Below are 22,852 nucleotides of genomic sequence, written 5' to 3' on the forward strand. Positions count from 1 at the left end.
CGCCCTTCTCAATCTCTCTTTTGCCACCGTTTGTGAGACACTCCCAACTGGCACAAGCTTGCAGTACCTTGGCACGCAGCCCACTTTTTCTTTCTACTTCTACTTCTATTCATCGGCTAGGATTGCGTTTAAGTCTTCTAGCAGTTTTTCCAGTTTCCGCTTTTTTTGAGGAGCATCCCATACTCTTGACTTTTTGATCCGCCGATAGGCATCCTCAAACTGATGCTTTAGAGAAGAGAGTTGCTGGTCTGCAGTCAATCGAGCAGCATGAATTTCTGCAATCCTCTCTTTGATCCGAGCTAAGGAGAGGTCCTGAGTGATCGCTTCATCTAAAATCTCCGTTCGTTGTGGTTCATCTTTAATCCGGGCGATCGCTTGAGCTTTGGTGTATGCGATTAAGCCTTTGCGTAAAGCAAGTAGGATGTCGCTTGGTAGCTTTAGGAGAGGGAGACGATTGCTAACAAAAGACTGCCACTCCATCAAAGCGATACCCTCAAAGACCTGCTGAATTGTGTTGGCTTCAGAGTTCCCCATAACGTTATGGGGAACTTTTCCTTTGGCTTCATCTAGCATGCGGTGGAGCAGAGAAATCACCTCGGGCTCTGCTTTCTGGAGCTTGATGGCTAATAGTTGTAGGATGCCTTCGGTCTCCTCGACCGGGTTTAAGTCTTCTCGTTGCAGGTTCTCAATGAGGGCAATTTGGAGGGCTTCACTGTCACTCATTTCGCGAATGACGATTGGAACGACGGTTAGCCCGATTTCTGTGGCTGCCCGATAGCGGCGTTCCCCTGCCACCAGTTCATAAGCCGATGCCCCTAGAGGGCGAACGAGCAATGGCTCTAGAATGCCATGTTGCTTGATCGATTCAACCAAGCCCGCTAGCTTCTCAGGATCGAAATAGCGGCGAGGCTGTTGTTCAGGCAGCTTGATTTTATCTAAGGAAGTGGACTGCGGGCTGGGAGTAATCTCATCTTCCTCATTAAAGAGCGTGACATTTTTGAGCCGAGTGCGGCTAGCTGGAGGCTTTTTTAGACTCATCTAGAGTTGCTCCATTGCTATAGCGATTTCATCAAAAATGGCAAGAACGGTTGAGTTCTTCTTAGGGGATAGAGCCAGCGGCTTACCATACTCGGATGCTTCTGCTATGGCTGTTGCACGGGGGATAGGAGTAAAGACTGTACCTAAGGAAGCTAGTTGCTCAGTGATCGCTTCCAACGTACGCTGATCGAGAGCATTGCTGGGTGAGTACATAGTAGGGCAGAACCCAGCAATGGTAAGGGCTTTATTCAATCGGCGTTGTACTTTCTTTATGGTTTTAAGCAAGGAATCTGTACCCATAAGAGCTTTGAACTGCGTCTGAATTGGCACTAGAACATGGTTAGCAGCAACTAGGCTAATCTGACTCAGAAGCCCTAAACTGGGTGGGCAGTCAATCAAGATAAAGTCGTATTTGTCTTCGAGTGGAGCAAGCGCTTCTTTCAGCCGAATCTCCCGTTGTTCAACCAGGATTAGCTCCTGCTCTGCATTAGCAAGAATAATGTTAGCAGGAGACAGGTCCATCTCATGGATGCCAGAGTAAATAGGGATTGGCTCATCGTCCTCGGAAATGAGGGCATTGTAAACAGTCTTATCTTGCTCCGTAATGTCCAACCCCATAAAGGTAGTCAGAGAGGCCTGTGGATCCATATCAATAAGCAGTACACGATGACCTCGAGAAGACAATTGGTAACCAAGATTCATGGTGAGTGTCGTTTTCCCTACACCACCAGACTGGTTGAAAAGTGCGATTACGCGAGTCATTTTTGCTCTGACTAATGCTTCCTGAGAGCAGGATACTGCGTTTGAAACAGGATAGGCACTGAAAATAGATTTTTACGGAGAGTAGCAATCAAGAGTAGCTGTCTGTGATTCATCCTGCTGAACTGGTGCAAGTTAACAGGAGAAAAATCCTCAGAGAAAGCTCTGAGGATTTCCAGATACTGATGGGTGTTATACCAATCGGCTCAATTCTGCCCGTGCTGCTGTTGAATGATGCGGTTGATGGTTGGCACATCTGTCTTGAGCTTAGAAGCAATCTGTTCGGTAGTAAATCCAGCTTCCAACAAGGCAGGAACGGCAAGGAGCAACAGACGATCGCGCTCTTCTTCAGCACCTTCAGCCTTTGCCTCTTGAAAAACCTTAGTTTGTCTCAGATCACTTAGTCCCAGCATAGTTTCAATCTCCTCTCGGCTCAGATCGGGAAATTTATAGACACAAACCGTATTGACTAATTCTATTACCTCTGCCAGAGAGGATACATCCGTAACCTCTCTTCTTGCCCGATTGATCAAAGCGCGTGCCCGTTCCGCAGTCTTCTGCTCCTTCACGCCAATTAACTGAATGGCTTCAACCTCTAACGACCGCCCCTCCGTCTCTTCTGCCATCCGATCTAAATAAATGCGCTGGAGCCGAATGCTTTTGGCATAGTCTTGATAGTGCTGAGGTAGACCTGGGTCAAAGCGGCGTTCAGTAAAGATAATGACTCCACGCCAGTCGTTCTGTGGTCGATAATCATTCAAGTAAAGGTTGATTTCACTAAAGAAGTTGTGATACAAGCTTTCAGTATCTTTTTGTTTATAGCCTTGTACCTCAATAAAGTAGATGGGCAGTTCCGGCCTACGATAGTGGGGAACGAGGATGCCATCAATTTGGAAACGTGTTTGTTTCACTTCCTGGCTAACGAAGCTGTACATTCCGTCTTCAGGCGCAGTCATCCCAACTAATTCAAACAAGACTCTGGGCGTGGATTGAAAGAGCTCATAGAAGATGAAATCAGTTTTCATCGGCTTTCCTGTAGCCTTTGGACTAAAACCAGCGTTATGAAATTTTAGCAAGCTGCCGCGTCAGTTTTCTTAAGCCTACTTTCGCCAATATTACAGAACTAACTAACTTCTAGACTGTTACAAGGCGTTGAGAGGCAGTCGAGTAGGACATCACTGCTCTACTCGACTGCCTCTCAACGCCTAGATCATTAGCTTGCAGCTATGCTTTTTAGCTACTTAACTAACTATATTTTGATGAGCATCTCAAAAAATACAGAGACAAGATGACTGACTTCAAATTGCTTTACACAATTAGGGACTTGCTACTATTTATGATAGGGCAATCTATAAGCATGAATACCCCTCAAATGATGACAGCAACAGGTCAGGCTATTGAGGTTCGTCGTCCAATTCATGATGCCAATAACTCAGCCACGCTCGCTAGCACAGTCTACCAACGCTTAGCAGCGGCTCCGGCAGCAGCAGTGTTGTTTTGTATCAGTGGCGATATGCTACAACCGGTTTGCTTTACAGCCGCCGATTTAGCCAAACTGCCTCGCACGACTTTGACGGTGCGGGAACGCAAAGGTACCAACATTGCCTATGAAGGCGTATTGCTGAGGGAAATTCTGCAACGAGCAGGCGTGCCCCAAAACGAACAGTTGCGCGGCTCTAATCTGGCACGCTATCTGGTTGTCGAAGGTGCGGATGGCTACGCGGTCGTGTTTGGTTTACCAGAATTCGACCCAGCATTTGGCAACCGGGTCGTGCTGCTTGCCGATCGCCGCGATGGGCAAGCCCTAGCACCCGACGAAGCACCGCTACGGTTAGTGATTCCAGACGATCAGCGTCGCGCCCGTTGGGTGCGAAAAATTACTCGGATGCGGGTGATGCGAGCCACCGTTACCCCTTAAGCTCAAGCTTTAGGTTTCTGCTTGTGGAGATGCTTCCGGCGCAAAATTCAGGGCAACGCCGTTAATACAGTAGCGTTTGCCCGTTGGCACAGGGCCATCATCAAACACATGTCCTAGATGCCCACCGCAGCGATGACAGTGCACTTCGGTGCGTGTGGAGGATAAAGATTGATCGATTGATGTATCCACGGCTCCTTCGATCGGGGTAAAGAAGCTTGGCCAACCTGTGCCGCTGTTGAACTTCGTGTCTGAAGTAAAAACAGGTAAGCCACAGGCAGCACAAACATAGGTGCCTTCGAGATCAGTTTTATCAAGTGGGCTCGTGCCAGCACGTTCGGTGCCATGTTCGCGTAGCACCCGAAACTGTTCTGGTGTGAGCACTGCGCGCCATTCTGTTTCCGATTTAATGACTGCAGGGCTGTCGTTTTTTTTTGGTGTCATGATGTTTGTACTCCTGATGCTCTAGTTTTACTGCTTAAGCGCTGGCTTTGCTTGGGGAAGTAGCATGAAAGTTATCGTGTGGCTTAGAACTGTAAGTTTGCTCACAAGTTGCACCGTGATCACAGTTTGTCTCAGTTAGGAAAGCACTTTTGGAAATAACCGCCTTGGGCCGTTTCATGGCTTAGAACTGTAAGTTTGCTCACAAGTTGCACCGTGATCACAGTTTGTCTCAGTTAGGAAAGCACTTTTGGAAATAACCGCCTTGGGCCGTTTCATAGCCATCACGTCAGCATCGCGGGGTGTGGTTTAACAGATTGGTGCTCGTCCGCTAACGGAGGGAAAGCGTTCCGTAGCTTCACTGGCATTACGGCCTCATTGATAAAACACTTGAGGCTGTGACTGGGTCCATTCCAACCATTAGAAATTGAAGTATGTTGAGAATAAGAGTTCTCCAAGAATAGTATCGGTCAACGGGCTGAACCAGGTCTGAGCAGCCGCTTAACCTTTGCTGAGACGCTTGCCACGGCTGGGTGATTGCTGAAGCGAGGCATCATTAAAACGAACGCTATGCCGAGCGCGATCGCCAGTGTGAATGCCGCTTTCACTGCTCTTTTGACCATTTACGCTACCTTTAACCCCATGAGGGATTTGACAGCTACCTTAAAATAAGCGGCTGTTGTCGATTGAACCTGTCGGAAGACTTCTGGGCAGCTTATGGTTGGCATAAGGAGTGGCAAAAGACGTTATAACTGCTTACTCAAGCACAACCCGAAGCAGATGACCATCAGGGTCTGGCATGAGAAAGCCCTGCTTGAAGCCTAAGATGGGTTCTGAAACTGTAACGACTGGGTAGGACATTGAAGATGAAACTACTGGTTGGTGGACTGCAGTTGTGACCTTTTGCGCCACGATCGTGGTTTGACAAACCCACAAATCATTGGCATGAGTGTCAGCAGGCATCGGTCGCCTACCATTGGGGCTTGCATATTCCAACAGCTCAAGCCCAATACCTGTCGATGCTTTCAGACTACTAATCTGTACTTGCACGTCAGAAACACCGCTGAGTCGCTCCTGCTCTGCACCAGAATTTTGGCTCTCTTGCTGCAACCCCATACCCAGTTTATCGCAGTAAAAGGCTCGACTGGCAGCCGTATCAGCCACCACGATCGCTGTATGATCAATACCCAAAAAAAGTGCGTCTGTTGGCTGCTGCCATCTGGAATCTCCCTTACCCTCTGGGAAATGAATTAGCTCAAGATTGTGACCATCTAAATCTTTGAAGTAGAAGGATTGAATGTCTCCAGCAACCGGATTCCATTCTGGTAGCGTTTGCGGATTGGGTGAGGTTTGGGGCACCCAATGCTCGCGTAGATGTTGATACGCCTCTGACATATCGCTGACCACGATCGCGAGATGTTGAAACCAGCGATCGTGACTGCGCGAATCGGCTGGGATCGGTCTCCCTTTCGGCGTGAGAAATTCAATTAATTCGATTGTTTCATGTCCCAATTGCAATTGCACTACACGCAAGCGCACATTGGGTAACCTATACAGGCGATCGCACTCTACGCCTGCCACTTCATGATCGGAGGTTTTTTGGCAGCCCAGGACAGTTGTGTAGAAGTTAAGCGATCGCTCCATGTCGGCGATCGTCAAACTTACAAAAGCAATGGCAGCAGCTTGGATGTTCATTAGGTACTCGATACTTGACCGCCTGTGACTTCTAAAATCGCACCCGTCACAAAGCTGCTGTCTTCCGACGCAAAGTAAACGTAAGTCGGTGCTAGTTCTTCAGGTTGAGCGGCGCGTTTCATGGCGTTGTCTACATCGAAGTTATCAACCTGTTTCGCTGTCATTGTGCCCGGAATGTTGGGTGTCCAAACGGGACCGGGAGCCACCGCATTAACGCGAATTTTTCGCTCTGCCAGGTTTTGCGCCAGCGCTTTAGTGAACGCGTTGATCGCTCCTTTGCTCGTCGAGTAATCAATCAAGAATTCTTTGCCAATTAGTCCTAAAATGCTGCTGGTGTTGATAATCGCATCACCCGCTTTCAGATGTGGCAGCGCTGCTTTCAGCATATAGAAGTAGCCAAACACATTCGTTTCTAGCGTGCGACGAAACTGTTCTTCAGTCAGGTCTTCAAGCTGAAACTGCACCATCTGATACGCAGCATTGTTCACCAAGATATCGAGATGCCCAAATTTCTCGATGGTTTGTGCTACAGCTCCTTTGCACTGCTCCGAATCTCGCACGTCTGCCTTGATTCGCAAGCACTGCTGCCCTTTTTCTTCGACTTTCGATTGGGTAATGCTGGCATCATCATCATGTTCGTTGTAGAGGATAGCGACATCTGCACCTTCCATCGCATAGGCGATCGCCACCGCTCGACCAATGCCCGAATCACCACCTGTAATCAATGCCACTTTTCCTTGCAGTTTATGAGCAGGCTTGTAATTCGACAAATCGCTATCTGGCTGTGGCACCATATCTTCCTGACTGGCAGGATAGGGTAGCGTCTGAGCGGGAATCTGTTCGGCAGTTGGACGAAATTCTTCAGGCACGGCAGTCACCTCTCTCATAGTGGGTTGCATTTGAAAATAAACGGTTACTTGAGCCGATCGCTTAAATGATCGGCAACACGAATCGCATTCGCAATAATGGTCAGAGTTGGATTGGCTCCTGAGTGAGACGGAAAGAAACTGCTGTCCACCACGTATAGGTTATCGACTTCGTGAGTCTGACAATTACGATCGAGCACTGAGGTGGCAGGATCGTCACCAAAGCGGCAAGTCCCGCACTGGTGTCCTACCACTTGAATGGGCAGCTGATTGCGGGGATACATCCCGAAGGGCAAAACGGCGTGTTCCATTGTCTTATCCATCGCTTTGAGAATCGTCGTCCAGCGATGCACTAAGCGTTCGTGACCCTCAGTATTGTTGGGCGTGTAATGCAGGCACAATTGCTCGCCCTTTAACTGCACACGGTTGTCAGGATCGGGCAAGTCCTCAGACTGGAGCCACCAACCCGTCGAATGGCTGGCAATGTCTTGTAGCACAAATCCTGGCGTTAGCTTGGCAAGCGGAGCTAACAGCGACGGCGCTTCGGCAGGAATCATGTCTTTAAGCACATTGCCTGTGTTTTGTACTTGTCCCATAGGATAGGGAAAGCCGGGTTCACCCCAGTAGAAATCGTTGATAGCGATTGTCTTTTGAAACTGGTCCGCATTTGGTTCTTGACTCAGCGTCAAAACCACACATTCCAGATGTTTCATGAAATTGCGTCCAACCTGGCCGGAACCATTTGCCAGTCCGACCGGATGGCGATCATTTGCCGATCGCAGCAAGAGCACAGCAGAATTAACTGCCCCGCAGGCGACTACGATGATGCCACCCTGAAACTGATGAATCTCCCCATCGATCTCGGCTTCGACGCTGGTGACTTCTCGACCGGATGGACTGGTGTGCAGCCGTAGCACTTTTGCCCCTGTCTTCAAAGTGATGTTAGGTTCGTTCTGAATTGGCGTAATGCAATTCACATCAGCATCAGCTTTGGCATCAACGAGACATGGATAGCCATCACACGTATCGCAGCGAATGCAGGCACTTAACGTCCTGTCTACCTCGTTCAATTTCAAACCCAGAGGCAAATGAAACGGATGTAGCCCTTGCTTCTGTAAACCCTCACTCATTGCTTGCATCCGAGGCTCATGACTGAAGGGCGGATGCGGATAGGGTTCGCTGCGGTGCGGCTCGATCGGGTCTTCCCCCTGTAGCCCGTGTACGTCATAGAGTTTCTCAGCGCGGGTGTAGTAGGGTTCAAAGTCCTGGTATTTCACGCACCATGCTGGCGAAATCCCGCCTTTATGAGTAACCGCTTCAAAGTCACGATCGCGCATTCGCATCAAGGCAGCTCCATAGACTTTGGTGTTGCCCCCAACCCAGTAGCCTGTCTGCGGACGAAACGGCTTGTCGTCCCGGTCATACCAGGTTTCTGACGTATGGTAACGTTCTTTCTGGTAGACCTCCTTGGCATTCCAGTTGGCTTTCTCTCTGGGTAAAAAGTCACCGCGCTCCAGAATCAAAATTTCCTTACCTGTTGGTGCAAGTTGATGCGCTAGAGTTCCACCACCCGCTCCCGTGCCAATGATAATCACATCGTAATGATTGTCAGTCAATCGGTTTACTCCTTTCTACAGTTGAGATGACTTAGCCATTGACAGCATCAGTTGCAGTGGCAATATTGATGTCTTCGATCGGTACAGCGCTATGACCCATAGAATTAGTTTTTAGAACCCACTAAAACGACTCCACAAACAATAAAACCTAGCCCAACGAGATGCTTAAAAGGAACTGCTTCCTTGAAAATAAAATGACCCATGACGACAGAGAAAATGTAAATAAGGGCAGAGGCAGGTCCTGCAACACTCAAATTAAGGCGAGTTAACGCCAGAAAATACGCGATCGCAGACAAAGCAGAAAACAGAACCCCCGCCAGCAGTTCTGGAGTTTTGATCAAGAGCCAACTGTGCTCCAAAAGATGGCTGAACTCAACTTTTCCTAACTTTGTCCCGGCAACCTTCAAAAAGAGTTGCACGGCGACATTCAGGAGGATGGATACCAACAGCGGGTCGGAGACTCATTCGTGCAATTTGGTGTCACGATGAACTTCAAAGGCTTTTGCAGCAGCACTTTCATTGGTTAATTGCGGATCGTGCAGAAGTGCTACGAGAGAATGCGGGTTTCAGCCGTTAAAAACGCATCAAAAGAGGCTATGTACTACTGATTTTCGATTAGTACACCGTCCAAAAGTAGTCCAAACCTGTACTAATCAAGGGCTTCAGCAGGGCGACTCAAATCAACCATTGCCTGAAACCCTTATAGAGAAGCACTTCTTGCCTTTATACGGTGTGTGATTCGTATCTGCCCAAGTCAAGCCGTAGATTACGATAGCCCGGTCATCCCAAAGCTCTGAGTAGAACAAAAATACTTTGCTCTGCAACTCCCTCCTACAAAGCCTTTCAAGCCATTCATGATACCAAATTACAGGAATGGGTCTCCGACCCGAACAGTAAGCCAAACGCTTGCAGAGTCATGACGAAGTCCTTTTAGAAAAATTTTGAACTTGCAACGTTAACTTGACAGCGTTAACCCAGTTAACCTTGCAACCAGACAACGTCAATTTCTAGTAACGAACACCGTTACCATTGCGATCGCCACTTAACACTCCTAATGATTCTCCTAATGCCCATAGTGCCCCGCCTAGCAGCAAGATGTCTTTGATCAAAAACTGCCCTGGAATCGCTGATAGGAGTGGGAAGGCTGGATCGAAGGTTTTAGGGGTGGTGAGCATAAAACTCAAGGTGATCAGGAATGTGATCACTGCCATGGCGCTGCCGATCGCCGAGACCAATGCTGACCAGGGACGAGTTGCGATCAAGAGCGCCGTCGTCACTTCAATCACGCCAACCAGATTCGACACGCCTTGTAACCCTAGAATCGGCAGCATCCAGCTAAAAAACGGACTGTTTTCTACAAAGGGCTGAATGCCCATAGCTTCGGCGGCAGTAAATTTCAATAGCCCAATCCAAAACAAAATCAGCACGATACCGTAGCGCATGAGAAAGAGTCCTGCTTTCTCAAACTTGTAAGCATTCCGTCTAACGGCAGGGGAGAGTGGACGAGTTCTGGTGGTAGCCATAATGAAATCTCCTTTTGGTACTTGAGTGTGATTTCTAGCGATCGCTGAGACACACGGTTAATTCGCCGTGTTGATGGGAAACTTCCCATTTGGTCTGTTCATCCTCGCGCCAAAAGCGCAAGTCAACGGTTGCCTCACCCACAACCACCTTGGTGAGTTGCAGATCTGGCAGCCAATCTGGTAAGACAGGTTGGACGTGCAAGCGGCGGTTAGCCGCATCCGCTTCCAGCCCCAATAGACTGCTAATTAGCCAGAGGAGCGCGCCTGCTGCCCATGCTTGGGGAATGTTGGCATCACTATATGGAACGGGAAAATTTTCAGGCTGCCGTTCGATGCCGCCAAACAGTTCGGGCATCTGGTAGTTTTGAAACAGGCTGGCAGCCGCAAAAATTCCTTCAGTAATGCGATTGGCTTCTGCGTGGTAGCCGTAGCGTTTCAGCCCAGCGGCAATGAATGAGTTGTCGTGTGCCCAAACGCTGCCGGTGTGATAGCCGATCGGGTCGTAAGCCGGGTTTTTAGCAGACAGGGTGCGGATGCCCCAACCGCACCACAAATCGGTTTGAAACAATCGTTGCACCAATTGTTTAGCCCGTTCAGGTGGCACAATACCTGACCAGAGCAAGTGACCTGGATTCGAGGTAATCGAGCGAATCTGCTGCTTGTTGCCATCTAAACCCAGACAGTAAAAGCCTTCGTCTTCCATCCAGAAGCGATCGTTGAACCGTTGATACAGGTCGTCTGCTTTCTGGCGAAGTTCCTGAGCGCGGTTGGGTTGACCTCGAACGTCATAGAGATCTGCGGCTCGTCGCCACGCATCGTAGACCTGACCCTGGGTTTCGCACAACGCGATCGGGGCATTGACAATATTGCCATCCGTATCCCGAATCGCATCCCCCGAATCTTTCCAACCCTGATTCTGAATGCCGTCTTGAGAGCGGCTGCAATACTCGACGAAGCCATCACCATCAAAGTCGCCATGGCGATCGATCCAGGTTAATGCCTTTTCTAGCGGTGCATGACAGTCATCTAATAGGCTGCGATCGCCCGTCCAACGGTAGGTTTCAGATAGGGTAATAATCCACAAAATCGTGGTGTCGATCGCGCCGTAGTATGGCGTATTGGGGATTTGCTGCAAGTGTGCGAGTTCCCCCTGCCGCAGTTCGTGCAGAATTTTACCGGGTTCTGCATCTCGCCAATCATCCTTTTCCGTCGCCTGGAACTCGGCTAGCTTGAGCAATGTACCTTGCGCTAAGTTGGGCGCTACTGCCATCGTTTGCAAACTGGCGATCAGAGGGTCGCGTCCAAAGACGGCAACAAACCAGGGAATGCCAGCCGCTGGAATCCAAACGGGAGTGCCCCCATCTACTGGAATTCTGAGTGCCGCCAGATCGACCAAGGCTTGCTGGTAAGTTCGCTCAACTTCCCGATTGGACGAGTGCAGATGCGTTGCTAACCCTAGAAAGCTCTCCATCTCTTCGCCCGCAGGAGTCGCATCGATCGCCGCATCCGTATGTTTCGGCACCAGTTCCTCTCCATCCACCAGCGCAATGAAATTAATGCAGGTGTGCCACGTTTCACCAGGGGCGAGAGTAAGGTCAAAAACCAACCGACCGTTCGAGTAGCGGGGGGGTGTTTCTCCGTCTGGCTGAATGCGAATCCCTCTGGTGAATGAGCCATTGCGGTAGATATTGCTCAACGTGTTGTCGTTCCAGGTGGTTTCCATCCTGCCCTCTGTCACAAGCTGCTGGGCTTTAACCCGGAAAACATCGACGAAATCAGAGCGAATTGCCAGCATCAACTGAAGCTCAACGCACTCTTGATGATGGTTTGTGATATCAATGTCTTCGTGCATCCCGCCAATGATGTCGCGCCTTACGCTAATCAGCAGCTTTTTGGCAGGCACAGTTCCTTTCGCTGTCAATAGTTCTGGATTGGTGAACTCATAACGAGCCACGCGATGGGTGATTGGGCTAGAGGTGATTGGCGTAAGGGGTTGTCGATCAAGCGAAATTTCGTAATAAGAAATCAGGCGCGTGTCTCGTACAAACAAGCCTTGAGCGCGGCGATCGTCGATCGACCCGTCGGCAGCCGTCAGCAGAAACGAACCACCATCATTAATGGTGATTTGTCCAGTGACAACCGCAACTTTCGCTGACATAAACGTTCTTTGTCCTGATGGGGTGGGGTTGGTCCTGATCTGCACTATGAAGCCTAATCAGCCTCTGCTTCGTGTTGCTCTCTTAATTGCTAATCGGCTGTGACAGAAGACAACAGAAAACACAAAATGGCATGTGGATAATCAAACGTGCCTAATAGTAAATTGCTGGATCTGAAGTTGTGCTGAGAAGAAGATGAAAGAACCTTTAAGCAAGTGCCGCGATTACAGATAATCTGTCTTTGGATATACTTTTCTATTAACGTTGCTATATTGGCACAGGGACAGGGAGCGGAGCATTGGCAGCGGAAACGATTTCTAGAACGAATCGCTGAATTGCAAGTATCATTTCAAGCCATGTAACAAAAAGAATTGAGAAGGGGAGTTTGTGGCGATGAAAAAGTTGTGATTTGAGTATCCAGTTCTGACAGTTTCGTTTAGCACTACCCATTCTCGGAACGTTTCGCTATGATCTACAACCGTGGTACGAATTCCGTTTGGGCAACTGTTTCATAGCAAATAAATGCACCAAGGCACAGAATCACAAATGCACTGACCACAGGCAGTAGGCGGACTAAAGCATTGTTCATCGCTCCAAGTTTTGAGTGTTTGATGAATCCTCCTGCATAAACGAACGCTAAGCCAATGCCAGTCAACGTCGCCGCCAATCCAAGGCTGAACGCAACAACTAGCAAGAGACCATAACCGACACGATGCAAAGCGATGGCAGACAGTAAAACCACCAGCGCCGAGGGACAGGGCAGCAATCCCCCGGAAATACCCAGTGCCAGCAAACTGCGCCAGGTGACCGGAGTGCCATCGGCTCCCGGTGGTAGGTGGGAGTGCGATCGTCCAGTGTGGGAATGCCCCTGATCAACGTGAGGATGAGCATGGGTGTGGTGGTGCAAATGACCGGGCGCGTGACCTAAAACAGCAGGATGATGCGGGTGATCATGCTGATGGGTGTGGTGACTTTTAGCCTGGCTTCGGACTGCGCGTAATCGGCGCACAAAAAGGTTGAAGCCGATCACCGCGACGATCGCACCAGAAACAAAACTCAAGCAGGGCAACAAGCGCTCAGGAACGACATACTGCGAGGCAAACAGCGTCACAAAACCGAGGGCAAAAACGCCTGCTGTATGAGTAATCGTCACTGTCAAACCCAGGAAGGCGGCATGACGTGGAGTGCCCCGTGAGCCAACTAGATAAGCCCCGACCACGGTTTTGCCATGACCGGGCGAAAACGCGTGGAGCGCCCCTAGTGCAGCCGCGACTAGCAAACCGAGGCAGGCAACTCTAGGCGTGATCTGTGGCACTGCAATCAAGTCGGCAAGCGGGTCGCCACGCGACTGAGATACAGTGCGACCATCGCGGGTGCGGAGTGCCACCGCGCTTGCCGGCACCACTCCAGTCGTCGAGTCCCATTCTGCGGTGCGCTCGTCTAACGGTGCCGCCAATCGGTCTTGAGGATAAGCTCGCAGTTCATCAGTGACGGCATTGCCAAATGCAGAGCTATTGAACACCGCGACTCCAGCCGCAGGAGCGACGACGAGTTCGTGCCACCCAAGCCGATCGCGATGATTACTGTCCTCAAACTTGAGATGATGGGGGCTGGTAGAAGACGGGGGCAGTGCTCCGGCAAAGTCAGCCTCCACCCGTAACGTCGGCAGTCCCCCGGCTCCTGGAAGTGTCGTCACTTGTTGCGCGATCGGCTTCAAGATCACCCGACGACCCGCTTCGCTGAGCATGATTCCATCCGCGTACTGCGGTGTGACTCGCTCCAGGTAAGCATTCAGTTCTGCGTTTGACGGCTTGCCATCGCCATTTGTATCCGCTGCTTGCAACGCTTGAAAGGTAGGAATTTCAGCAGTATCAACGACGTAGTGAATCTGGACGTGATCGCGCTCCATCTCAATCCGGGCAAAATGGTTGATCGTGAAGTTACCCAGCGGGTGAGCGATCGCTGCCGTCGTTGTGGAAAGCATGACAACCATCACGACCAGACAAGCAGCGAGAACCTTGCGGACAGGTTTCGTGATTGAGCGGTGGAACTGAGAGAGAGACTGAGCGATGGAACTGCAAATAAAGTGAATCATCTCGTCAAAATCACTTAGCGATCGTTTTTTGAGCCATCAACGCTTGGAGCGGGTCAAACTGGGGATTAATCGCCAGGGCACGCTGGAGGTAGTTACGGGCAGCGGCTTGATGACCAGCCGCGTGGGCAATCATCCCAGCGTGATAAAACAGCTTCGCGTCTTGCGTACCCAGTCGTAGTGCCTGGTTCATTGCTGCTTGCGCCTCGTCCAGTTTGCCTGCTTTTAGCGCCGTCCACGCGACTGCGTCCGCCCCATAGATATCCCGTCGCACCGCGTACTCTCCCTTGGCATTTGCATAGGCAACTTCGGTGTTCAGGTCATGGTCCGCATAGAACAGCGCCAGTTGACGGTTGTAAAGTGCACCATTCACGGTGCTCAGATGTCCAATCTGCTCTACGAGAGCATACTGCTGTGCTGCTTTTTTCTCTTGCCCCGTCATCTGATAAAGGTCTCCCAGTGCTGCAACAAAGGTGGGATCAGGCAACCGCAGGACGGCTGCTTCGTATCGCCCGATCGCACCGGATAAATCGCCCTGTGCAGCCCGAACCCGACCCAACGAAGCAAGTGCATTAAAGTAGCCAGGAAAGGCAGATAAGGCAGCATGATAGTGCTGTTCGGCAGTCTGGTAGTCACCGATGGCAAAGGCGGTTTCACCCAACTGCCAGTAGCACCAGGCGACCGTTTCGGGTGGCGGCACAGGCGAATTGAGGGTAAGCGCCAAGGCATTCGAGAAGTGCCGCTGCGCCACTTTTACCTCGCCCCGCAGCATTGCCAGACGTGCCTGCCGGGTTTCAGTGCCCAAGGTCAGACCACGGCTGAATCGCTCCATCTGGTGGAAGGCGGCGATCGCCGGGTCATAATCCCCTAATTCAAGCCGCACATCCCCCAGCAATTGGTAGGAAGAATTCCGGTTCGGCGTTAGCTTGATCAGTTGGAGCGCGTGGTCACGAGCAGCGACAAAGTTGTGTGAGGCATACTCGGCTTGGGCGAGGGCAGCCAGTGCACCAGTGTTTTGGTTGGCGGGCACTACAGCCAGCGAGGAGTGGGCGGCACGCAACGTCAGATCTAGATAGGCAATGTTGCCCGTTTCGCGCAAGAGCTGAAGGTAGTAGGCAGCGAGTTTGTTATACGCGCTAAAATCAGCCGGATCTTGCTTAACCCGGTTTTCCAGAAAACGAATTGGACTGGCGATCGCCGGATTATCAGGAGTGGCTAGTGCAGCGATGGGTGGAGTGCCGACTGAGTTGCTCTCAGGCAACTGGAAGTTGCGGTAGGCGTGAAAGGTTAGCCCCCCAGCCAGTCCAAGCGCAACAATACCAGCAAGCACGGCTACGGGTGAATGCCTTAAAGAGTTGATTTTCATCCAGTTATGAGTCCAAACTGTCCATTCAAAAAGCCTCTGCGCCGATCAACGCTTGGCGATCGGCACAGGCACAGCCCGAACGTTACTGACGGGTGCGATCGTCTGTTCCGCTACCGGGTGGGAACGGTTGGGCTGGATCGGCGACGAACGGAAACTGGTCACGAAATGCCACTTCATTCCGGTCAACTTTGTCGCCCAACGGGACACCGTTGTTGATGAGCGTAAACGTGATGTCAACCACGTCGTCCTGCAAGCGCCGCCCGCCCATGTTCGCAAAACCGCCATTCGCATTATTCCCCCCACCCGTTCCTGTGTTAGGAACTGTTAGGTCGAGGCGCAGGATGTCGCCTTTCTCCACCGCCGCTTTCGCTAACATAGCGATGTGTGCGTCGTCGGTGCCCATGTTCTTCAGCGATTTGACGATGTCCGCCTGGAATCTTCCCTTCGCATCGTCTTCAGTCGAAGCAGCGTTGTACTCGTCTTTGCGGGGAGCCGGGATCAGCCCATTATTGACGAGGGGTCCACCATCACGGTCAATAGTGACCCAGTTGCCACTCCCTTCCACCACGCCGTTCGCGTTGATCTGCTGAGTTTGCCGCCGCTGCGTTACAGCGTTAATGCCGATCACGTTCCCAGCTTTACCCCGGAGCATCGCCACCGGAACTCGGACTGCCGTAATTAAGGTGTTAAAACCCGCGTAGGTATCGCGCCCACCGCGTTCGCTTAACAAGGACTTGTTAGGGCGACCCGGATTCATAATCGATGAGGCGACCATGCGATTCGCACCCGTATCATCCAGGAAGAACGGATCGTCGGCATTGCCACCGAAGAAGCTGACTCCGGTTTCTCGATTAGTCGTTACCACAGGAGTAGGTGGACGGTATTCTTGGGTTGAAATGGTTGTGGGTGCGGTAAAGCTCTGACCGTTGGGTAACCGGATGGTTGCCGTCTGCGGCATTTGACGACCCAGCCCTCTGGAATAGGTGACATCAACGAACTGATCCGGGCGGGCATCGCCTGTATTTTCGATCTCAAATCGGTACCGAATGTTGTGATCGAAGATGGGCATTCCGAAATGCTCTCCCGATACGATGAAATCTTGGGTGCTCATCACCAGGACCACCATCGAGTTATCGTTTGGATCGAGAAACGCCCAATTGTCGGCAATATCGCTACCGCGATCCTGAGCGATGGATGGCGAGTCAATGTGGTCAGAGGCGTTCGTGGGCATAAAGGGGAGGGCAAGGGCGATCGTCCCGATGAGCGCACTCGCTGCGATGATCGTAGTCCTTAAGCGAATCATATTTTTTCTCCTGTTTTATCTGGATGGTTTACTGAATACGATCGCGGCTGTGTCTAAGATTCCATAACGTAAATTGATAATCTAATTACTTTTCTCATGAGTTTTAATTTGGATTTTAGTGACGCTATTTTCTTTCAGGTAAATCGATTTCTGCCAGGTAAGCGTTCAGCGCAGACACATTCACCATGAGTGGTTGGTTGCGCTCGTACTGCACTAAACCCCGACTGCGTAGTTTACCCATTGTCACCGTGATGTGTGGGCGACTCATTGCTGCCATCTGTGCCAGTTCATCGTGACTGACGTGCAGGATGACTTGACTCTCCAACCGAGGGGTTGATTGTCCCCTGGTGGCAGCAAGCTGAAGCAATAGCCGTCCTAAGCGCTCTTCCGCGCCGCGATAGGTCAATATTTCGGAGCGGCGCTCTGCATCACTCAGCCGCAGACAGAATGTGACCATCAACGCCATTAGTGCTTCTTGGTGGTGCTGTAGGTAGCTAACGAAGTCGTCAAGCGAAATTTCGACCACTTCACTATTGAGAATTACCCGGCTGTCTGTCGGTCTTTGCCCCCCTTTTGGCAAGCAATAACACAGTTCCCCGAATGGTTCTCCCGGTAGGATGGACTGTAGGGTAACCTCACGACCCTGAGGGTCGCTAACCATAACGGCGACCTGTCCACGTTGGAGAAAGTAAATGCGGTCTGCTGAGTCGCCTATCTGCCAAACATAGGCTCCCTGAGCGTACTGCCGCACGCGCCCCAAGGAGCCATCGCTTGGCAGTTGGTTCAGTGTCAGCCCGGTCAGTGCCTCACATGCCCGATGATCGGGAAACTGTAAAGCGTTCCTTCTCGGCATACCTATCCCTCATTGCAACGGAGAACCGTTCAAATCGCCATACCACTAACTCCAAGCCCCGACCTACACTTGCACAGTATGACAATGAAGTCATTTTAAAGGTTGCGATCGCCACTCCAACGTTAGTGGACTAACGTTACTTTTGAAGGTTGTGTCGCAAATAATAACTATCTCGGCTCAGAGCAGGGGGCACTGAATGGGTTCTGGTTGTCGCCATCGTGAATCTCCTTTTGGTTTAAGTGCTGTTTGATGCAATCAATTTCAGATACATTCAATTCGCTCACCTGATGGATCACTTTCCAGTGGGTTTGCTCATCCTCACGCCAAACGCGCAAGTCAACTGTGGCATCGCCACCCTGATATTAGTGAGTTGCACATCCGGCAACCAGTCTGACAGCACTGGCTGGATTTGCAAGCGATGATTCGGTGCATCGGCTTTCAGTTCCAGCAGGCTGCTAATCGGGCTTGAGCCGATATAAGGGTAAAAAAGTGCCAGATGGGATGGAAAGCCTTTCTCAGCTTATATTACAGAAAATTGCTCAAAGTGAGGCTTAGAATCAGCCCTTCTGCGGCGCGGGGCAACTAGCCACAACCCTCTGACAACTCCACCTAGAAAGGCGAGACCGACAAAGGCTGAGCAGCAACAAGAAAGGCTGGTAAGCGTTTGTTCGCTTGAGTTGGGGTCGTAGAAAGGATTGAAAAGGAAGATCGCAATGATGATAAAAGCTGTAGTTCGCCTTTATGTCGCAGCGGAACAAGAAACAACGCTAAGGCTAAGACCTTTGCGTATTAGAGGTTTCAGAAGGTAGTCGGACTTTGATTGTTTTAGGAGGCTAAATTCCCTAATAGAAAGTGGTTCTAGCCTTAGCGTTGTTTATTTCGCGATTGCTAAGCAAACCTGACTACCGCATCTCACGCAGGAAAACACTTGCCAAAGGCTTGAAGTAACCGAGGAGAGCCCTGAATCCGAATCTTGCGTTGCAACAACGCCCAAATGAGATTCCGTTCCTTGGCAAGAAAACCCAGCCAAGTTTTGCTATCTGCCGTGACAGCAAGATTTGCCTTGCCAACGTGACCGTCTTGAACCTGTACTGTTTTATGTTGAATGATCACGGTTGCACGGCGGGATTCAGCACCAGTGAATGTGAAATGATAAATTGCATTCAACCCCTCTGATTGATGCCGTTGAAATAGTAAGGGTAAGCCAAACAGAAAGCCTTGAATCGATTGAGGACGAATACCGCTGCTGACTCGTTTCACTGTTTTATGCGGGAAGCGCCGCGCTACATGGATTTCTGCATCCGATCCGGGTACGACATACACGGTTTCGGCTTTGTCCTGCAACGGTTTAACCACTTCCTGAACAAAGGCTTTGCGATCGCTTAAAAAGGGTGCAATCACATCTTCTCCAGCCGGACAGGCTGCCATGCAGTAGGCCGCTTTGTAGTTCGCCTTAAACGATAAGCTCTGCCACATGGAAGCAGACTCAGACGCACTCACTTTTTGTCGATAATCTTGTGCATTCTTGCTTTCCACGATCATCTCTGTCCAATCGGTGAAGCCGCTCATAAATTCACGGTAGTTATGGGTGTAACAGGCGGAAAAACTGAAGTGGACATCGGCACTGATCGCCCCAACTGGACAAGCGGCAACGCACAACTTGCACTCAACACAGGGATTGTAGTCGATGGGATAGGTGTATGCCGTCACTGCTGCATCGATTAGAATCGTACCCAGGGCGATAAAACTGCCAAATTTCGGATGGATCACTAACCGATGAATGCCCATGTGACCTAACCCGGCTGCCACTGCGACAGGCTTATGGGAGATCACCCATACCTTGCCAGGAAATTGATCCATCTCCATCGGAAAGCTTGCTCCTGGAACCATACCACGCACTCCAGTTTGTTCCAGAGTTCTCACAATGCGGCGGGCGACTTCATTGGCATGGTCATAGTTGGCATGAAATTCAAGGTTCGCGGCAGAACGAACAGGCGTGCGAATGTTTTCCCGGTTCATTTGGGTGACAAAACTAATCAGAGTTTTGGTGGGCGGAAATGCCCTAAAAATATCGGCGTGCTGATCCGCGATCGCCGATCGACCAATTTCTACAAAGCCCACATCGTCCGCACCTGCTTCCAAGCAAAGCGATCGCAGCGAGTCGGAATTCAGAGCCGCTGTGCTTGCAGGTTGGTGATTGGTAGATTGCTCCCGCCACCACTTGACCGTAGGATGATTATCAAACTTTGCCACTGAAGCCTCCAGGATGAGTGATTGGCATCTGCGCGTAAGCCCTTACATTTTTTGTAGAGCCGCTAGTTGCTCGGCCATGACTTTGGCATTGATTGCATCAGCCTTGGCTGCCTGCCAGTAAGCATCCAGCTTTGGATACTGACCGATGAGAGGTTGGCTGTAGATTGACTCCAACAAACTGACCGCGTTGAGCACTGGCACGAGGGCGCAATCGGCGATCGACGGTTGACCACCCACTGCCCAAGCCTCACCGCTCAGGTAATGATCGATATAAGACAAGCCCTTGTTCAGGTTTTCCATTGCCGTCTTGACCACTTCCTCTTTGCGATCGGCTGGGTTTCGCATGCCGATTAGGATGCGGGGGGCGTTTTGGAAATGAATATCCGGGATGCGGAGAAACAAACGGGCGCGGGCTAAAGCGTCAGCCTGGGTCGGTCGTAAAGTGGGCGTTGGGAAAACATCTTCTAGATATTCCAGGATCGTTGCCGACTCTGGAATTGCCATACCGGAATCCAACACTAGCGTCGGTACTTGTCCCATCGGGTTCAAAGACAGGAACGCATCACTTTTCAGTCCGCCTGCGGGTGGTGGGACGATCGCAATATCCAATCCCTTACGATAAATTGACAACCGCACGCGCGCCGCAAAGGGCGAGAGCGGGACACTGTATAGCTTCATAATAGAAATCCTTGAGGTGTAGTTGCAGTCGGTTTGCCGGGGTTTAGGGTTTGAAATACTATGAGACAAATTGCTGCGAAACCTGTTGGTCATGTTCAGCCTTTTAGAACCCATCCTGCGACTGCATTTGATGCTCAGCTTTCCAGCGATCGCTTTCCATACAAAATTGCGGTTCAGGAGGCACGGGAAATTCATGGTCGCGTTCGTATCGAGCCAGGTTATAGCCAGGATAGAGTGGCGTAATCATGAAGTTGATCCAGGCTTGCAGGCGATTGGTGAAGGTTTTGTGGGCGAAGGGCAACGCAGCATAGCGTCGAACCGTCGTTTCAAACTCTTCAGCGGCACTGCCAGTAAGTTGTTGCAGCACATTTGTGACACCGCCTGCAAACTCAAAGGTGCCTTGTTTATGGTCTTCCATGTAGTCACGCAGGCTGTACACAGTGAACGGGTCAACGCCTTGCATCTGTGCCACTTTCAGAAACATCCAGTAGGGCAGGTTGACAGGACGCACAGGATGACCGACAACTCTTTGGATGATCGTCGCCATCTCCTGAGCAGAGAGTAACCTGGGTCCTGTCGGTCGATAGCGCTTGCCATCATGCTCTGCCGGATCATTCGTCAGTACAGCTGCAACGACTTGTGCGATGTCTTCATTGGCAACGGGCGCACTTTTGCTGGAACCGAACAGCACTGGAAATATGCCTAAGAGGGCTGCAAAGTTGATAACCCGAAGATAGTTATCGGCAAACATGCCCGGATTGACTATGGTATGGGCAATACCTGGGATCATTGAGAATATGCGATCGACCAGCCACGTCTGCCTCGTCAGCAACGATGGATGAGCGGGGCTGGAAGTCCACTGGCTCATTTGCACAATCGATTCCAGCTTTGCTTCTTGGGCAGCAACCGCAAAGGCAGCGGCGCTTTGAAGCATATAGGGGCGGAACAATGGCAAGTAATAAGCCCGCACCGTGCCGCGCATTGCCTGAACTAGTTGCTCCGGATCATACATATTGGCAACGACGGTTTCTACACCGAGACTATTGAGCTTTTTGCTTCTTGCATCGTGCTGATGCACGATCGCTCGAACCGGAAAATCTTTCTTCAAAAGTTCGGCAACAACAGCACCGCCGGTTTTCCCGGTTGCGCCGGTCACAAGAATGGTCGGTCGTGTCATGAGCAGTCATTCCTCTTTGCAAGAGATAGCTGTATTTGTGAGTCGGTTTGCCACCTGTTGACGCGATCGCTGCACAGTGGCATAGCAGTTAAAATTAGCCATTAAGCGTCCAAAATCGGTATTAGATGTATATACATGTTTTTGAGAAAATTTTGGTCTACCTCACGTTTTTGACCGCCGCCAACAGCGAGAGCAGGGTTTGCCAGTCCTGCTGCCCAAAGTGGCGCTTCACTTCGGCTTGGGCTTGCTCCCACAGCGGCAAGGCTTCAGCCAGAACATGCTGTCCCTCAGCCGTCAGAGACACCCACTTCACCCGTCGATCGTCACCAGGCTCGATGGCGACGAACCCGCGTTTCTCTAGCAGCTTCAGATTGCGGGTTAAGGTGGTTTGATCCATAAACAACTCCTGCGCTAAACGAGTAATGGGCACTGACTCAAACAGATGAATCGCTGACAACAGGGTAAACTGGCTGACTACCAGATCAATCGGACGCAAGGCGGCATCATACACCTGCGTGATAATACGTGAGGCGCGACGAACATGTAGCCCCATGCAGGTGGCAGGGATTTGGCTCACTTCTACAAGCTTAGATTGGAGGGATGGCTCACTCATGATCATTGCAGTGCCTTAGAGCCACCGCCGTACTGTTGCCTGGTAACTCAAGAATTGATCGCCAAACAGTGCCGTGAGTGCACGCTCCTCAGGTGTGATTTGGAAGCGGTTCACGTAGAGGATGAAACCGAACACGCCGATTAACGACCAGGGAGAGGACAGATAGATCGTCCAGGCAACCAGTAAAAGAACTAACCCAACGTACATTGGATTGCGCGAGATGCCGTAAATGCCAGAGCTGACGAGAGACGAGGCACTGTCTGGGTTGACCGGGTTGATGGTTGTCTTTGCCTGCCGGAAAGAAACTACAGCTGCCACAGCGAAGCATGCAGCAGCGATCGCGACTACAAGCGTTGCGACCATGCGGGCGCTGGCGCTGACATCAACTATTGGGACAACGGTGGCAAGTGCCCACATGCCTAGCCCGAAGATCGCAGCAACGATCGGCGGTGGAACTTTAGTTTCGAGTACATGCATAGAGTGAGTCTCAGTTGGATTAATTAGTTGC

The 22,852-nt window shown here is 50.8% G+C and carries 21 protein-coding genes; 1 reads left to right on the forward strand and 20 read right to left on the reverse strand.

Annotated features, from left to right (window positions below):
* Positions 1–105: 105 nt before the first annotated feature.
* The 3 genes from AC5JLP_RS26680 to AC5JLP_RS26690 form a co-directional block, all read right to left on the reverse strand.
* On the reverse strand, positions 106–1,038 hold the full coding sequence (locus AC5JLP_RS26680; protein ID WP_496070875.1) for a ParB/RepB/Spo0J family partition protein: 933 nt from the start codon (positions 1,036–1,038) through the stop codon (positions 106–108).
* Positions 1,039–1,800, reverse strand: coding sequence for a ParA family protein (locus tag AC5JLP_RS26685; protein WP_496070876.1), 762 nt, complete (start codon positions 1,798–1,800; stop codon positions 1,039–1,041).
* A gap of 203 nt (positions 1,801–2,003) precedes the next feature.
* Positions 2,004–2,822, reverse strand: coding sequence for an Rpn family recombination-promoting nuclease/putative transposase (locus tag AC5JLP_RS26690; protein WP_496070877.1), 819 nt, complete (start codon positions 2,820–2,822; stop codon positions 2,004–2,006).
* 332 nt (positions 2,823–3,154) lie between these two features.
* Here AC5JLP_RS26690 and AC5JLP_RS26695 point away from each other — a divergent pair, with 332 nt between their 5' ends.
* Positions 3,155–3,715 carry a molybdopterin-dependent oxidoreductase gene (locus tag AC5JLP_RS26695; RefSeq protein WP_496070878.1) on the forward strand — a complete coding sequence of 187 codons (561 nt, stop codon included), beginning with the start codon at positions 3,155–3,157 and terminating at the stop codon, positions 3,713–3,715.
* A 9-nt stretch (positions 3,716–3,724) separates the two neighbouring features.
* Here the strand turns inward: AC5JLP_RS26695 and msrB are convergent, their stop codons facing one another.
* The 17 genes from msrB to AC5JLP_RS26780 all read right to left on the reverse strand — a co-directional run bounded on the left by msrB (position 3,725) and on the right by AC5JLP_RS26780 (position 22,821).
* Positions 3,725–4,156 carry a peptide-methionine (R)-S-oxide reductase MsrB gene (gene msrB, locus AC5JLP_RS26700; protein WP_496070879.1) on the reverse strand — a complete coding sequence of 144 codons (432 nt, stop codon included), beginning with the start codon at positions 4,154–4,156 and terminating at the stop codon, positions 3,725–3,727.
* Between the two features lie 467 nt (positions 4,157–4,623).
* Entirely contained in the window at positions 4,624–4,776 is a 153-nt protein-coding gene (locus AC5JLP_RS26705) for a hypothetical protein (protein WP_496070880.1), read from the reverse strand.
* Between the two features lie 133 nt (positions 4,777–4,909).
* Positions 4,910–5,848: a VOC family protein gene (locus AC5JLP_RS26710; RefSeq protein WP_496070881.1), complete on the reverse strand. Its 939-nt coding sequence runs from the start codon at positions 5,846–5,848 to the stop codon at positions 4,910–4,912.
* Positions 5,848–6,747: an SDR family oxidoreductase gene (locus AC5JLP_RS26715; RefSeq protein ID WP_496070882.1), complete on the reverse strand. Its 900-nt coding sequence runs from the start codon at positions 6,745–6,747 to the stop codon at positions 5,848–5,850. Before AC5JLP_RS26715 ends, AC5JLP_RS26710 begins: the two co-directional genes overlap by 1 nt.
* A gap of 14 nt (positions 6,748–6,761) precedes the next feature.
* Positions 6,762–8,330, reverse strand: coding sequence for a GMC oxidoreductase (locus AC5JLP_RS26720; protein ID WP_496070883.1), 1,569 nt, complete (start codon positions 8,328–8,330; stop codon positions 6,762–6,764).
* A gap of 104 nt (positions 8,331–8,434) precedes the next feature.
* Positions 8,435–8,776 carry an EamA family transporter gene (locus tag AC5JLP_RS26725; RefSeq protein WP_496070884.1) on the reverse strand — a complete coding sequence of 114 codons (342 nt, stop codon included), beginning with the start codon at positions 8,774–8,776 and terminating at the stop codon, positions 8,435–8,437.
* Positions 8,777–9,337: 561 nt separating this feature from the next.
* The gene (locus tag AC5JLP_RS26730) at positions 9,338–9,853 is read right to left on the reverse strand and encodes a YkgB family protein (protein WP_496070885.1); all 516 of its coding nucleotides are present in this window, start codon (positions 9,851–9,853) and stop codon (positions 9,338–9,340) included.
* 34 nt (positions 9,854–9,887) lie between these two features.
* Positions 9,888–12,011 (reverse strand): amylo-alpha-1,6-glucosidase, encoded by a 2,124-nt coding sequence (locus tag AC5JLP_RS26735; protein ID WP_496070886.1) that lies wholly within the window; start codon positions 12,009–12,011, stop codon positions 9,888–9,890.
* A 470-nt stretch (positions 12,012–12,481) separates the two neighbouring features.
* Positions 12,482–14,104, reverse strand: coding sequence for a nickel/cobalt transporter (locus AC5JLP_RS26740; protein WP_496070887.1), 1,623 nt, complete (start codon positions 14,102–14,104; stop codon positions 12,482–12,484).
* 10 nt (positions 14,105–14,114) lie between these two features.
* Positions 14,115–15,467, reverse strand: a complete 1,353-nt coding sequence (locus tag AC5JLP_RS26745) for a tetratricopeptide repeat protein (RefSeq protein ID WP_496070888.1) — start codon at positions 15,465–15,467, stop codon at positions 14,115–14,117.
* Between the two features lie 82 nt (positions 15,468–15,549).
* Positions 15,550–16,770 carry a DUF4331 family protein gene (locus AC5JLP_RS26750; RefSeq protein ID WP_496070889.1) on the reverse strand — a complete coding sequence of 407 codons (1,221 nt, stop codon included), beginning with the start codon at positions 16,768–16,770 and terminating at the stop codon, positions 15,550–15,552.
* 124 nt (positions 16,771–16,894) lie between these two features.
* Positions 16,895–17,623, reverse strand: coding sequence for a Crp/Fnr family transcriptional regulator (locus tag AC5JLP_RS26755; RefSeq protein WP_496070890.1), 729 nt, complete (start codon positions 17,621–17,623; stop codon positions 16,895–16,897).
* A 912-nt stretch (positions 17,624–18,535) separates the two neighbouring features.
* Positions 18,536–19,876 carry an SCP2 sterol-binding domain-containing protein gene (locus AC5JLP_RS26760; RefSeq protein WP_496070891.1) on the reverse strand — a complete coding sequence of 447 codons (1,341 nt, stop codon included), beginning with the start codon at positions 19,874–19,876 and terminating at the stop codon, positions 18,536–18,538.
* A gap of 42 nt (positions 19,877–19,918) precedes the next feature.
* Positions 19,919–20,554: a glutathione S-transferase family protein gene (locus AC5JLP_RS26765; protein WP_496070892.1), complete on the reverse strand. Its 636-nt coding sequence runs from the start codon at positions 20,552–20,554 to the stop codon at positions 19,919–19,921.
* Positions 20,555–20,657: 103 nt separating this feature from the next.
* Positions 20,658–21,731 (reverse strand): NmrA family NAD(P)-binding protein, encoded by a 1,074-nt coding sequence (locus AC5JLP_RS26770; protein WP_496070893.1) that lies wholly within the window; start codon positions 21,729–21,731, stop codon positions 20,658–20,660.
* A gap of 157 nt (positions 21,732–21,888) precedes the next feature.
* On the reverse strand, positions 21,889–22,344 hold the full coding sequence (locus AC5JLP_RS26775; protein WP_496070894.1) for a MarR family winged helix-turn-helix transcriptional regulator: 456 nt from the start codon (positions 22,342–22,344) through the stop codon (positions 21,889–21,891).
* Positions 22,345–22,359: 15 nt separating this feature from the next.
* Entirely contained in the window at positions 22,360–22,821 is a 462-nt protein-coding gene (locus AC5JLP_RS26780) for a methyltransferase family protein (RefSeq protein WP_496070895.1), read from the reverse strand.
* Positions 22,822–22,852: the final 31 nt, after the last annotated feature.

The organism is Stenomitos rutilans (assembly GCF_059505485.1).

Excerpts from the sequence above, each read along its gene's own strand:
- AC5JLP_RS26680 (WP_496070875.1), bottom strand. The coding sequence starts at position 1,038 with ATGAGTCTAAAAAAGCCTCCAGCTAGCCGCACTCGGCTCAAAAATGTC.
- AC5JLP_RS26685 (WP_496070876.1), bottom strand. The coding sequence starts at position 1,800 with ATGACTCGCGTAATCGCACTTTTCAACCAGTCTGGTGGTGTAGGGAAA.
- AC5JLP_RS26690 (WP_496070877.1), bottom strand. The coding sequence starts at position 2,822 with ATGAAAACTGATTTCATCTTCTATGAGCTCTTTCAATCCACGCCCAGA.
- AC5JLP_RS26695 (WP_496070878.1), top strand. The coding sequence starts at position 3,155 with ATGAATACCCCTCAAATGATGACAGCAACAGGTCAGGCTATTGAGGTT.
- msrB (WP_496070879.1), bottom strand. The coding sequence starts at position 4,156 with ATGACACCAAAAAAAAACGACAGCCCTGCAGTCATTAAATCGGAAACA.
- AC5JLP_RS26705 (WP_496070880.1), bottom strand. The coding sequence starts at position 4,776 with ATGGTCAAAAGAGCAGTGAAAGCGGCATTCACACTGGCGATCGCGCTC.
- AC5JLP_RS26710 (WP_496070881.1), bottom strand. The coding sequence starts at position 5,848 with ATGAACATCCAAGCTGCTGCCATTGCTTTTGTAAGTTTGACGATCGCC.
- AC5JLP_RS26715 (WP_496070882.1), bottom strand. The coding sequence starts at position 6,747 with ATGCAACCCACTATGAGAGAGGTGACTGCCGTGCCTGAAGAATTTCGT.
- AC5JLP_RS26730 (WP_496070885.1), bottom strand. The coding sequence starts at position 9,853 with ATGGCTACCACCAGAACTCGTCCACTCTCCCCTGCCGTTAGACGGAAT.
- AC5JLP_RS26735 (WP_496070886.1), bottom strand. The coding sequence starts at position 12,011 with ATGTCAGCGAAAGTTGCGGTTGTCACTGGACAAATCACCATTAATGAT.
- AC5JLP_RS26740 (WP_496070887.1), bottom strand. The coding sequence starts at position 14,104 with ATGATTCACTTTATTTGCAGTTCCATCGCTCAGTCTCTCTCTCAGTTC.
- AC5JLP_RS26745 (WP_496070888.1), bottom strand. The coding sequence starts at position 15,467 with ATGAAAATCAACTCTTTAAGGCATTCACCCGTAGCCGTGCTTGCTGGT.
- AC5JLP_RS26750 (WP_496070889.1), bottom strand. The coding sequence starts at position 16,770 with ATGATTCGCTTAAGGACTACGATCATCGCAGCGAGTGCGCTCATCGGG.
- AC5JLP_RS26755 (WP_496070890.1), bottom strand. The coding sequence starts at position 17,623 with ATGCCGAGAAGGAACGCTTTACAGTTTCCCGATCATCGGGCATGTGAG.
- AC5JLP_RS26765 (WP_496070892.1), bottom strand. The coding sequence starts at position 20,554 with ATGAAGCTATACAGTGTCCCGCTCTCGCCCTTTGCGGCGCGCGTGCGG.
- AC5JLP_RS26770 (WP_496070893.1), bottom strand. The coding sequence starts at position 21,731 with ATGACACGACCGACCATTCTTGTGACCGGCGCAACCGGGAAAACCGGC.
- AC5JLP_RS26775 (WP_496070894.1), bottom strand. The coding sequence starts at position 22,344 with ATGAGTGAGCCATCCCTCCAATCTAAGCTTGTAGAAGTGAGCCAAATC.
- AC5JLP_RS26780 (WP_496070895.1), bottom strand. The coding sequence starts at position 22,821 with ATGCATGTACTCGAAACTAAAGTTCCACCGCCGATCGTTGCTGCGATC.